The sequence below is a fragment of the Dyella koreensis genome (assembly GCF_044904565.1).
Classification (GTDB): Bacteria; Pseudomonadota; Gammaproteobacteria; order Xanthomonadales; family Rhodanobacteraceae; genus Dyella_D; species Dyella_D koreensis.
This window is the reverse complement of record NZ_JADIKD010000008.1, coordinates 1-12,333: the sequence shown is the minus strand read 5'-3', so window position 1 is coordinate 12,333 and position 12,333 is coordinate 1. Positions and strand designations below refer to the sequence as shown.

Below are 12,333 nucleotides of genomic sequence, written 5' to 3'. Positions count from 1 at the left end.
GCACGCTCGCCCCTGAAATGCCGCCCGCAACGCACCGTCACCTGATGAGCTACACCGTCATCGTCGGCCCCATGCTCTGCTGCTGTTGTTCCTGCATGCGCCATTGCTGGTTGTATTGGTATTGCTGTTCGAGCTGCTGATTCACGACCTGCAATTGCTGATGCGAGTGCTGCAAGGGAACATCCATCGCCTGCTGTGCGTTCACCGCGCCCCATTCCGTGCGCGGATCGTCGAGATCGCCGCGAAATGCCTGAAACACATGAATGGTTGGCGTGCCCATGCCAGAGGCCACGGCTTCGCCGAACTCCATATGCGTGACGTCGGTCAGGCCCGACCGCTTGGCTTCGACCAGCACACTGGCGGTCAGGCGCTCCATCTGATCCGGTGCCAGCGTGAATCCGGCATCGCGATGGAGAGCGACAAGATGATCGCGGATCCCTTGATGCATCGCGTGATCGGGATGTACCGGATGATTGGGGTCGAGACGATGCTCATCGCGACGGGCCTCCGCCCGAAACGCCATGGGAGCGTTCTCGGCAAAGGGCGACGTGTGAACAGACCCTGGAGCTGCCATGGATTCGCGGAGATGCCCTGCTTCCGGTTCCGGCTGGCGAGGCGGTGTAAGCCCGGCGCTGTGGTGTGGCTCGGGTATCTGCGTGGGCAGCGCTGGCGCAGGGGGCAGTGCATCGGCGGCCGGTGAAACGCCATGGCTTGGTTCTGCAGCGCGCATCACGGGCGCAGCAGCAGGTTGTACCGGTAGCGCCGGTGCGGATGCTGTCGGTGCCGCCATCGCCGCCTCGTGTTTGGCTTCATCCACACGCTTGGCGGGATGATCGGGCTGTATCGCTTCGGCCGGTGCTGTCCGCTGCATGGCGTGATCGGGTGCCTTGCGCTCCTGTGCATGGGTGCGTGTCAACTCCGTCACCTCTCGCTGTTGCAACGGCGCCTTGCCCAGCTCCCGTTCGGTGCGCTCATTGATCAGCGCCACATCACGCAATAACTGCTGTTCGTGCGCGCGGTCCGGGTGTGTTGCGCGATGGACCGGTGCCAGCGAGCGGGGACTGATCGTTTCGGGGGCATCGAGGGCCGCCCGGGAGACCGGGATGTTGCCGATGTCCCGATCGTGCAGGCGGTCAACGACCCGAGGCCCGCCTGCGGTGCGCGACACCTCGTCGCTTAGCGTCTTCGCCGCCTGCCGTTGGGCGGCGGCATCGCCGCCGTGCATCGCCGCCTGGGTGCGTGCGTACGCCTCCAGTCCGGATGGACGCATGCTCGGCGATTGGCGGCCACCGGTGTTTGGGGTGCCGCCGCAGCTTCGCTGGACGCCGCCGCTGCATTCGCATTACCGGCCAGCTGCGTGGCGTCGAGCTCATCACGCACGTTGCCTTCGGCCGCGTTGGTACCGAAGACCCTGCTGGGTGTCGTCCACTGTCCATCGGCTGTGCGGGTATAGGTATGGCCGTCGGAGGCCTGCACGGTGTTGGCGGGCGCCCGCAGCGCATCGGCGACCGCTGCCGGCATCGGTCCGTGCTGTTGCCACCCATAGTGCTGATACGCCGCCTGGTAGCGCTCGGCCATGCCGCGTTGGGAGTGGGCGAGGTTATCGGCGATGGTGTTTTGCGCGGCGACATCGAGCTGCCCCGCCCGTTGTGGTGTAGCCACTTCGGCATGCGCGCTTTTGAGGCCGTGCTCCATCACCTGATCGGTGACCGTGCGCGACCATTGCTTGGTCTGCGCATCGCGTGTCCAGGGTGCATCAATCTGGCTTGGCGTGTCGTGCGGCCCGGCCGGCTGCGTGTAGGGATCGACCGGAGTGAACGGCCGCGCCAGTTGCAGTTCCACGGCGGTGCTGCTGGCCTGGTAGTTGAGCCGGTCGCTCAGTGCGGGATCGGCCTGGATGTGCTGACCGTGCGGTGTATCGGGCAGTGGCGGCAGGTCGCGCGTCCAGCCTTGCTGTGGCTGTTTCGGGTCGTAGCGCCACGTCTGCCCGTGCGGATCATCCTGATGATAGATGCGGTAGGTATCGACGGCATCCGCCACCTTGTCACCACCGACAGCACCAGCGATGCCGCCGAGGGCGCCGGTGACTAGCATGCCGGGGCCAGACTCGACGCCGAGAACGGCACCTACTGTGGCGGTGAGTTCCGCACCCGCCAGCATGCCGATGTTACGCCCGGCGAAATGCACGATGGTTGATTGGCTGCCGGCAAGATTGCCTTGGTGCTGCAAATCCACCGCGCGATGGAAGGTCGTGGTGGCGTCATAAGCCACTGCGGCGGCGCCAAGGGTGGCGGCCACTTTCGGTGCCAGAGACACAGAATGGCCTGCTTCGAGCGCGGCCGCATGCGGATCGGCGACCAGCGGCAATCGCGTGTCGCGCGCTGCCGGCACGGGGCCAATGGGCACGCCTTGACGCGGCAGGGTGTACACCCTTTCAGCCAACTCCGGGGCTAGCGGCGAAGGACTATGGGGCAGCTCGCCCGCTTCCGTCACCCGCATCGGCGCCAATTGCGTATTGGTGCCGCTGGGTTCGCCGCGCACCGCTTCACGCGGATCGAGTTGATACGGCAGCATCCCTTCCCACGAGCGATGCACCACGTTAAGGCGCGGATCGTTCGGCTCGTAGTACTTGTGCAAGTACGGCTTGTCACCCATCGCGTTGCAGTAATCGATCATCAGGTTGCAGCTGCGTGCCGCCAAACCATCGCGGTGATAACTGCCACCCACGTCCGAATGGGCTCCAGGCACCATCACATTGAGAAAGCGGCCATCCTCGGACAAGCCGGGCTGCATGACTTGATCGGAGGGAAAGGCGGCGCGGTGTTCGTCGAGTGCGGTGAGTTGCAGGCCGGAAACCACCGACGGTGCCGGGCGACGGTCATAGTTCATGGGCTCGCCGGTGGCGACCGGGTCGAACAAGCCTACGGTTTGCAGAGTTTGGCCGGGTGGGGCGATGTGTCGAGTGTAAATTTCACGGCCTTCGACATCGATGGTTCGACTGGTGATGTCGCGGATGCCTCGCTCATGCAGAAGCTGGGTGAAACCCGCCGCCTGACTGGCACCACGGCTGAAGCCGATGCTGTGTACGCGGATTTGTACGTGGGGGTCGGCTTGCTGCCATTCCCACGCTTGTTTCACGAGATCTTTGTACATTTTTTCCAAGCGATCTTCGTAGCTGAAGCCTGTCGCCAGGTCCCAGGTGCGCATGAGGGGATTGCTCTGGGTGCCGGGGCCTTCCAGATAGTTGACGTAGACCTGTTTATTTCCAGCCTCATGGGCAGCTTCGATCTGGTCGCTGATCTTCGCCACATTGGTCGCATGCGTGGGATCAGCGAATTTGTCATTGCCCGTGCCATCAAAGGCCGCAATAAAAAGTCGCTCGTGTGGATTGTCCGCATGCACGAGGATCGGCGTGCGAAAGCGCGATAACGTTTCGCGGGCTTCGTCGAACTTGGCTAGCTGTTCCGGCGAAGCCACGTCGTGTCCCACGCCATCGCTTGGCAGGCCATCTACATTCATGTAGTCCTTGGGTACGCCCATGATCGGCACTCCTTTGCTCAGTAGGTGTGGGTCCAGGCCAGCATCAGATCGTTGCGTCCTTTGCTATGCGGGTTACCAGGAATTTGCTCTTCCTTGGTAGCAACCAAGGCACGCATGTAAATGCTAACGGTGCGATCGTTGACTTCGACCAAAATGTCAGGAGATATCGGATCGCGCGAGCAGCCGGCCAACCAACCTTCGGGAATCTCGTCCTTGGCGAGGCTGTGCAATATCAGACGCTCTTTGAACAAGGCATCCAGATCGAGAGTGGCTTCGTGAGTGACACCATCCAACGAAGTCCACCAGAGCTCGACCGGCCCAGGGAAGGTGCGTCCGCCATGATCGCTGGGCACGACCCCGTAGTGCGCACTCCAATCGTCCTGCCAGTTCGGAACCGGTGGCGGCCCTGCGGGCTTGTCACCCGTTAGGCGAGTAAAGCTGTTGTTGTTGTAAATGATCTGGCAACGCTGCGTGTGGAAATGGCGCGCGCCAAAACTATGCGAATAGAACCGCAACGGCCACGGGCCCTTGCCTTCCAGGGGGCCGGCCCAGCCGGGGGGAAGTTTGAAGCTGATGGTCATAAGAGTTCCTTGTTCGTGTTCACGGCCAGTGTTTTCAAATTGCCAGGAAGCCGCCATTGATCCTTTGGCTCAAAGTGCAGAGCCCTAAGCAAACTATGTCTTCTTGATCAAAATATCGCGCTCGACCATAAGCATCAGAAGCAGGTGGTAGCTCGGCACCGGATTCAGCGCATTCATTGCGATGACATCCTCCATCACAGACCAAGAAAAGGCGCCTCGGAAATAGTGTGTATCTAGACCAAAGTCATAAGGCGAAAAAACAACGCACATATCGATGACCGCCTGACATTCACGCAAATGAACCGACTGAACGAAGCGGTAAACCATCATATCTGAGGCGTAGCCGCAGCCATCATCGGCTGCGCGCAGCACAGCATCAATGTCATATATGGGCATCCATGCAGGCACATGGATATCAGGACTCAGTCTTAGCAACTCGGAAAGTGATTTCATTTACCTGCACCCTCCTTTGAGTAATGGCGTATGTCGCCCCCAGATATCGCCAGCGCCGCCACCTCCACCTTCGGCAACAACCGCCTGGTAAAGAACTTATCCTGGTAATACCGAATCTTGTCGCACAACACCGGGTGCGGAATGCCTTCGTAGAAGAACACCTCCTTGTCGCCACTCATCGCCTTGAGTTCTTGCGGCAGCATGAGGGCGCGCCGTTCCTCTGATTCGCTCCGACTCACTTCGCGCCCCCGCGTAATGCTCTCCCTGCGCACCGTGGTGTAGCCGAGCATCTCCGAGTAGTCGTTGGCGTCGCGCTGTTCACGCGGGGTGTAGACGATTTGCAGGGCATGGTTGGTGACGAAGGTGCGCGCCACATCCCGGCCGTATACCGCCTCCAGCTGGGAGACGCTCTGGATGATGGGCAGCAACCGCAGGTTGTAGCCGGCAATGAACGACACGGCGCTGGCAAGGATGTCCACCCGGCCGATGGCAGTGAATTCGTCCATCAGCAGCAGGCACTGATGGGCCAACTCGGGGTTCTGCGAAGGCAGCTCCTTGGTATTGAGCTTGATCAGCTGACTGAAGAACATGTTGATGATGATGCGGCTCTCGGCCAGCTTGTTGGGCTGGATGCCGATATAGATCGTCATCGGCTTCTTGCGCACATCGGTCAACAGAAAGTCATTGCCGCTGGTGGCGGCATCGAGCACCGGATTGATGAACATGTTCAGTGGCTCGCGGAAGCTGCCCATGATCGAGGAGAAGGTGTCGTCTGCCTGCGAGATAAGGTTGCTGAAGGCGTTTCTGGCATCGCCGCTCAGGAATGGCTTTTGTGCCAGGCGGCGCAGGTAGATCTTCAGGTCATCACCATCGCCCGAGGACAGGCGGAATACCTGGCCGAGCGTCGGCTCCGTCATGTGCTTTGGCCGGCGCCCACCGTTGCGCTGCGCGTCTTGCTTCTCGAACAGGTACAACGTGAACGCCACAAAGGCATTGCGCGCCTGACTCACCCAGAATTTCTGGTCCGGCGAGCCATCGGGATACAGGGTCTCGGCCAGCGCCATGAGGTCGGAAATCCGATAAACGCCTTCGGACACGTAATGCAGAGGGTTCCAGCGAGCAGAGCGCATGTCTTCTGCAAAGGGGTTGAAGAGATAAACGCTCTGCCCTTGTGACTTACGCCAGCCACTGGTCAGGTCAAAATTCTCCTGCTTGATATCCAGCACTACCATGGAGCCGGCATAGGTCAGCAGGTTCGGAATGACAATGCCTACACCCTTGCCGCTGCGTGTGGGTGCAGCCAGTAGCGCAAATTGCTGGCCCGACATATGGACGAGCCTGCCGCGCATCTTGCCTACGACCAGACTGGTGGATGTCGGCTTGAACATGCGCTGCTTCGCCAGATCACTGGCCGTGGCGAAGCGCGCCTCGCCATGCAGCGACGGCCTCTTTGATTTGAACATAGCCACCAGCAGGCAGACCCATGCAAGCATCGGCACACCAAAACCCATGATGCCGGCCAGCTTGATGCGCATGGCATAAGGCGCAACCAGTGGCTGATCGAGCGCACGGACATACTGCCAGTAGGTAGTCAAGCGCCAGGGCTCACCATGCAGCCCCAGTACCAGATGGGTCACACGGCCCGACAAGTACGCTCCCGCCATTGCCGCGCCCAGCCCCAAGGCCGATACGAATACCGCTCTCCATGCCTGCATATCCTGATGCTCTCCCTTGCATCCATGTCCCTTGCACGACTTCGCCACACTTAAAGTGCGGGAATTGCTTTAACTTGCTCCGCTGATTCCAGAGATGCAACGCGCCACTTTCGCAAGGATTCTGCTGATAACGATCACGCCAACTGACAACCAACATCCGTGGATGGCAATGGTCTTTGCGCTACGCTCGATCACCTGTCCCCACAGGAGCATCGCCATGCATCGCGCCCTTGTCGCTGCCGCACTGATCGCCGCGCTATCGGCCGCTTCGGCGAGCCACGCGGAGAACGCCCCCAAGGTGGCCGATCTCGGCGCGCGCCTGGAGCGTTACGACTATCCCTACCCGGTGCACTGGTTTGCGATGGAGAGCCAGGGCCAGTCCCTGCAGATGGCCTATATGGATCTGCAGCCAGCGAAGCCCAACGGTCACGCCGTCGTGCTGCTGCACGGCAAGAACTTTTGCGCGCCGTACTGGACGGCCACCGCCGAACGCCTGCGCGATCGCGGCTACCGCGTGGTGGTGCCGGACCAGATCGGCTTCTGCAAATCCTCCAAACCGCGCGGCTATCAATACAGCCTGCACCAGCTGGCGGCGAACACCCATGCCCTGCTATCGAGCCGCGGCCTGGACAAGGTGATCGTGATTGCGCATTCCATGGGTGGCATGGTCGGCTCGCGCTACGCGCTGATGTTTCCGCAGGCGGTAGAAAAACTGATCCTGGTCGATCCGATCGGCCTGGAAGACTGGAAGGCCAAAGGGGTGCCCTGGCGCAGCGTGGACGACTGGTACCGCAATGAGCTCAAGACCAGCGCCGCAAGCATCGAGGCCTATCAGCTCAAGAGCTACTACGACGGCCACTGGAAACCCGAGTACGACCGCTGGGTGAACCTGCAGGCCGGGCAGTACGAAGGCGAAGGTCGCGAGACCTCCGCCTGGGCGGGCGCACTTACCTACGACATGATCTTCACCCAGCCGGTGATCTATGAGTTCCCGCAGATCAAAGTGCCTACGGTGCTGATCATCGGCCAGCGCGACCGCACTGCGCTTGGCAGGGATATCGCCCCACCCGCCGTCGCCGCCACGCTGGGTGACTATCCAGTGCTGGGAAAGCAGGCTGCGCAGGCGATTCCCGGCGCCCGCCTGGTCCCGCTCGACGGTCTGGGCCACTCGCCGATGCTGGAAGCACCGGACCGGTTCTACCGGGCGCTGGATGACGCTTTGGGCAACTGATCCAACTCATAGCGAAATCCATCGTCCAGCGATGGAAAACTCACCTCGCGCGGACGTACCATCACCATCGAGGGGCAACGCCCTCGACAGATGCTTCGCCACGATGGGCCCGGCGAACCCAGACGAGCAGCATGTCTATCCACAGCACCGACTTCGACGGCTTGGAGAGAACATCATGCGCTACACGTTATTCGAGAAACACAAGGACGAGCTCATCCTCGTCGCCCGCATTCTCCTGATGATCCTGTTCGTGAAGTTCGGCTGGTCCAAGATCATCGGCTTCTCAGGCACCGTGACCTATATGGCCTCGGCCGGCCTGCCGGCGCCGACGCTATCGACGATCATCGCCATCGTGATGGAGTTCGCGGTGGGCATCGCGCTGGTGCTCGGCTACTTCACCCGGCCACTGGCGCTCATCCTCGCGATCTACACCTTCGCCACGGCACTCATCGGCCACCCGTACTGGAACATGTCGGGAGACATCCAGTACATGGCGATGATCAACTTCTACAAGAACATCAGCATCGTGGGCGCACTGCTGTTGCTGTGTGTGACCGGACCGGGAAGTTATTCCCTCGACAAGCGCTGACGCCGCACATCTCTAAGTAAGGCGCAGCAGCGCCGGACACCATGGCGCCGAATGAATGCTCCGGGGCATTCATTCGGGAATTTTGTAGCCCACGCTTATAGAAAAACCCGCCAATAGCACCGTTGGACCGAGCACCCACCCCTCACCCCAACCCTCTCCCCGGAGGGGAGAGGGAGCTGCTCTTCCTTCGCTTTGAAAGGCAATGCGAAGCGAGCCCGTAACCGGGTCCCCTGTGGAGCGGTGAGGGTTGGACGATCAGGCCCCGAAGGGGGCGCAGGCAGGACGCCTGCGCCTTTTCGACACGACAGGGATGTCGTGTCGAAAAGCCCGGCCGACCCTCACGGACCCGCAGGCGAAGCCGGAGGGCGCGCAAGAGGGGTGCCCTCTCTTTTGGTTACTTTTCTCTGGGCAAGCAGAGAAAAGTAACTCGGCTCGCGGCAGCGAGACGAAGCCCCGCCGCAGGCGGACAAGAACACGCAGACGCTAAAACCCAGCGACAACGCCACTGGATCCCTGCCTACGCAGGGATGACGAATAGGAAAGGATGTCGCTAGAGCGGACCCATTCCCCCAGAGAGGGAAGAAAAACTCAAGGCGTAGGCGCCAACACCGCCGAAGGCATAGCCAACACATTCGACGTATAACTCTCCACCACCAGACTGATCGCCCGATTATCCTGCCCCACCAACACCGCCCGGTGCTGCAACACATGGGCCGGAATCGCCAGCGGCCGATGCGTACCCGGCGGCAACACCGCCCCTTCGTCCCAACCCTGCGGCAACGGCGACCACAACAACTCCGCCGATAGCGTCTGGCGCCGGAAATGCAGCGACTGCACTACCTTGCCGAACGGCACATCGGTGCTGTCCAGTTCGCGATTCATGTCCGCGCTGAGCCGCGACGGCACGTACCAGTTGTCGGCTTCGGACAGCACCAGATTGCCGCATACCAACTGCACCTGCCGATAGCGCACCGCTTCGTCGGCACCGATGCCAAGCTGCTCACGCGCGCCTTCCGGCAAAGGCTTGTCGACACCCTTCACCAGCCGCGCCACTACCTTGGCGTCGCGCGCCAGATGATGCGCGCCACACCAGCGCTCCAGCGTCAGCGTGGCGCTGGGATGGCTGAGCAGATCGGCATTGAGCGATTGCAGCATCGCCATCGCCTTGAGGCGGCTGAGCGGATCGTCCGTCCAGCGCACCTCGACGGGTTCGCGCGCATTCGCGGTGAGGGAACACAGCAACGGCAATGCAACGATGCCGTACCGCATGATGGAAAGGCTCACGATGTCATCCCTGTAGTCGGGCCGGACCTTCCGGTCACAGCCCCTTCGCCGCTTGTGCCACCGCGCGGAACAGCGCGCGTCCTTTGTTCATGGTCTCTTCCCACTCGGCCGAGGGATCGGAGTCGTAGACGATGCCGGCGCCGGCCTGCACATGCAGGCGGCCATCCTGGATCACCGCGGTGCGGATGGCGATGGCGGTGTCCGCATCGCCCCACCAGCCGATCCAGCCGATTGCACCGGCATAGATGTTGCGCTTGTACGGCTCCAGCTCCTGGATGATTTCCAGCGCGCGGATCTTCGGCGCGCCGCTGAGTGTGCCGGCGGGGAACGTTGCCTTGAGCACGTCCATATAGCCGAGACCGGGACGCGCCTTGCCCTGTACCTGCGACACGATATGCATCACGTGCGAGTAGCGTTCGATGACGAAGGATTCGCTCACTTCCACACTGCCGGTTTCGCTGATGCGGCCGATGTCGTTGCGGCCCAGATCGATCAGCATCACGTGCTCGGCGCGTTCCTTCGGATCGGCCAACAGCTCCGCTTCCAGCGCCTGGTCTTCTTCTTCAGTGGCGCCGCGCTTGCGCGTGCCGGCGAGTGGACGCACCACGACCTTGCCATCCTTGAGGCGGGCGAGGATTTCCGGCGAGGAGCCGACGATCTGCGTGTCGCCGAGATCGACGAAGTACATATAGGGCGACGGATTGAGCGCGCGCAGCGCGCGGTACACATCCACCGGCCGCGCGTGGAAACCGATGCTCAGGCGCTGCGATGGCACGACCTGGAAAATATCGCCAGCGCGGATGTATTCCTTCGCGCGCTCCACCATCGCCTCGAACTCTTCCTTGGTGAAGGACGATTTGAAGTCGCCCTCATCCAGCGCGATGGACTGCGTGAGCTGCGGATACGAGGCACCGCCCTGGCGCAGGCGATACACCAGCGCATCCAGCCGGCGCTGCGCTTCGGCATAGGCATGCGGCTGCGACGGATCGGCATGCACGATCAGGTATAGGCGGCCCTTGAGGTTGTCGAACACCGCCACTTCTTCGGCCAGCATCAGCAGCACGTCCGGCGTGCCCAGCTCGTCGGCGCGATCCCACCGCGCCAGGCGCGGCTCGATGTAGCCGATGGTCTCGAAACCGAAGTAGCCGACCAGGCCGCCACTGAAGGCCGGCAGCTGCGGCAGGCGCGGCACGTCGTACTGCTGGCGCAGCTTTTCGATCTCGCCCAGCGGATCGTCGAGATGACGGCGCTCGGTGACTTCGCCTGAGTCCTCCACCTCCAGCTCATGCCCGCGCAGGCGGTACACGCGCTTCGCCGGCAGGCCGATGATCGAATAGCGTCCCCAGGTGGCGCCGCCCTCGACCGACTCGAACAGAAAGGTGTACGGGCCATCGGCCAGTTTCAGGTACACCGACAGCGGAGTATCGAGGTCGGAAAATACCTCGCGCACCAGCGGGATGCGCGTGTGCCCCTGGGCAGCCAGCGCGTCGAATTCGTCTCGGGAGATCACGTAGCGGAGATCCAGAAAGCCAATCGGGGAAGCTTGAGAGAGCCATTTTAGGCATACCCCGGCCACGAACCGAAATCCGGCTTGTGTGTCCCCGATGCCACACCTACCCTTGTGGCATCGGCGCAGGATGCGGCGCCCTGGGGGAACTGCATGACCGTTTACTGCCTCGTGCTTACCGGCCGCCTGCTGGATGGCCAGGATTCCGCCAGCGTGCAGGCACGCATGGCGGCGGCTTTCGGCATGGAAGGCACCGACTTCCGCCAGCGCGTATTCGAGCGCGCGCCGCTGCTGATCCGGCGCGGACTGGACGAAGCCACCGCGCAGACCCAGGCCACCCAGCTGGAACAGATGGGTGTCGAAGCCCACGTCATTCCCGACGACGCACCGCTAGTCTGGCTGCTGCGCGAAGGTCAGCTGCGCGGTCCCTTGCCCGAGTCAGCGCTGTCCCGCTATGCCCATGCCGGCGACCAGTGGTGCCACGACGGCGGACAGCAATGGTTCCCGTGGGAGGGCGCGTCCGCCACGCACGAAGCCCCGCTGCCGCCACCTCTGCCGACCACCGCGGCGACGCCACCACCGTTGCCCGTCAACTCGCGTGCAGCCGTTTCGCGCTGGGCCATCGCCGCCGTCTGCCTCTCCGTACTCGCCCTGCTCTGGCACGCTCTCGCACCGATCGCCCTGCTGCTGGGACTGGGCATCCTGCTATGGCTGCTGCGGCACCCCACGGTTGGCGGCCGAGGCTGGGCGGCAACAAGCCTGTTGATCGGCGCCGCCGCGCTGGCACTATGGCTGCACCACCCCGCCGCCGCTCCCACCGAGCTGGCGCAACAGCCTTATGTCCCGCGCCCGCTGCAGCCACTGCACACCGAGCCGGCACAAGACGCCACCGCCGTCCGCGCCGACACCACACAGTGCCCCGCCGCGGTCCCCACACCGCGCAACGACGAAGATCGCTTCCTGCTCACCGGCGGCCAGCGCCAACTCACCGGCCGCGCCCAACGCAAAGGCGACACCTACGTCGCCGAAGCCGCCTCCGGCCACGACAGCGCCTGCCACCCCGACAACCTGCAGCTCTACATCTTCCGCCGCGGCGTCTTCATCGGCACCGCCCTGGAAAACGCCGTCAGCCAGGCCAGCACCCACCTCAACGACTTCGAACTCAGCGACGACCAACACCTGCGCGTATCTCTCGCCGCCTGCCATGAAAAAGCAGGTGACTGTGGAGCCCCGAACATCAAGCAGATAGAACTGCTGCATGACGCAGGCGGCTGGATCATCAAACGGGCGGCGTTGCCGACGCCGTAGGCAAGAGCGCCCCTCAGCGACGCCGTCGCGAGCACCCACCCCTCACCCCAACCCTCTCCCCAGAGGGGAGAGGGAGCCGCTCTTTCTTTAATCTTTGCTGGGCGATGCGAAGCGAGCCCGTCACC

10 protein-coding genes are annotated in these 12,333 nt (G+C 62.5%); 3 read left to right on the top strand and 7 right to left on the bottom strand.

Going from position 1 to position 12,333, the window contains the following annotated elements; all coding sequences use genetic code 11:
* Positions 1–49 precede the first annotated feature (49 nt).
* The 5 genes from ISS97_RS05770 to ISS97_RS05750 all read right to left on the bottom strand — a co-directional run bounded on the left by ISS97_RS05770 (position 50) and on the right by ISS97_RS05750 (position 6,289).
* Positions 50–1,270, bottom strand: coding sequence for an XVIPCD domain-containing protein (locus ISS97_RS05770; protein ID WP_379987197.1), 1,221 nt, complete (start codon positions 1,268–1,270; stop codon positions 50–52).
* On the bottom strand, positions 1,177–3,540 hold the full coding sequence (locus ISS97_RS05765) for a phospholipase effector Tle1 domain-containing protein (protein WP_379987198.1): 2,364 nt from the start codon (positions 3,538–3,540) through the stop codon (positions 1,177–1,179). Before ISS97_RS05765 ends, ISS97_RS05770 begins: the two co-directional genes overlap by 94 nt.
* Positions 3,541–3,557: 17 nt before the next feature.
* Complete coding sequence (locus ISS97_RS05760) at positions 3,558–4,121, bottom strand: hypothetical protein (protein WP_379987199.1); 564 nt, start codon at positions 4,119–4,121, stop codon at positions 3,558–3,560.
* Between the two features lie 93 nt (positions 4,122–4,214).
* Positions 4,215–4,574: a hypothetical protein gene (locus tag ISS97_RS05755; protein WP_379987200.1), complete on the bottom strand. Its 360-nt coding sequence runs from the start codon at positions 4,572–4,574 to the stop codon at positions 4,215–4,217.
* Entirely contained in the window at positions 4,571–6,289 is a 1,719-nt protein-coding gene (locus ISS97_RS05750) for a type IV secretory system conjugative DNA transfer family protein (RefSeq protein ID WP_379987201.1), read from the bottom strand. Before ISS97_RS05750 ends, ISS97_RS05755 begins: the two co-directional genes overlap by 4 nt.
* Positions 6,290–6,506: 217 nt before the next feature.
* Between ISS97_RS05750 and ISS97_RS05745 the strand changes: the two genes are divergently transcribed.
* Together ISS97_RS05745 and ISS97_RS05740 are read left to right on the top strand one after the other, a co-directional pair.
* Positions 6,507–7,520 (top strand): alpha/beta fold hydrolase, encoded by a 1,014-nt coding sequence (locus ISS97_RS05745; protein ID WP_379987202.1) that lies wholly within the window; start codon positions 6,507–6,509, stop codon positions 7,518–7,520.
* Positions 7,521–7,695: 175 nt separating this feature from the next.
* Positions 7,696–8,109, top strand: coding sequence for a DoxX family protein (locus ISS97_RS05740; protein WP_379987203.1), 414 nt, complete (start codon positions 7,696–7,698; stop codon positions 8,107–8,109).
* A gap of 588 nt (positions 8,110–8,697) precedes the next feature.
* Here ISS97_RS05740 and ISS97_RS05735 read toward each other — a convergent pair.
* Both ISS97_RS05735 and trpE read right to left on the bottom strand, forming a co-directional pair.
* Positions 8,698–9,393 carry a hypothetical protein gene (locus ISS97_RS05735; RefSeq protein ID WP_379987204.1) on the bottom strand — a complete coding sequence of 232 codons (696 nt, stop codon included), beginning with the start codon at positions 9,391–9,393 and terminating at the stop codon, positions 8,698–8,700.
* Positions 9,394–9,427: 34 nt separating this feature from the next.
* Positions 9,428–10,903 (bottom strand): anthranilate synthase component I, encoded by a 1,476-nt coding sequence (trpE, locus tag ISS97_RS05730; protein WP_379987205.1) that lies wholly within the window; start codon positions 10,901–10,903, stop codon positions 9,428–9,430.
* 150 nt (positions 10,904–11,053) lie between these two features.
* Here trpE and ISS97_RS05725 point away from each other — a divergent pair, with 150 nt between their 5' ends.
* Positions 11,054–12,208 (top strand): hypothetical protein, encoded by a 1,155-nt coding sequence (locus tag ISS97_RS05725; protein ID WP_379987206.1) that lies wholly within the window; start codon positions 11,054–11,056, stop codon positions 12,206–12,208.
* Positions 12,209–12,333 lie beyond the last annotated feature (125 nt).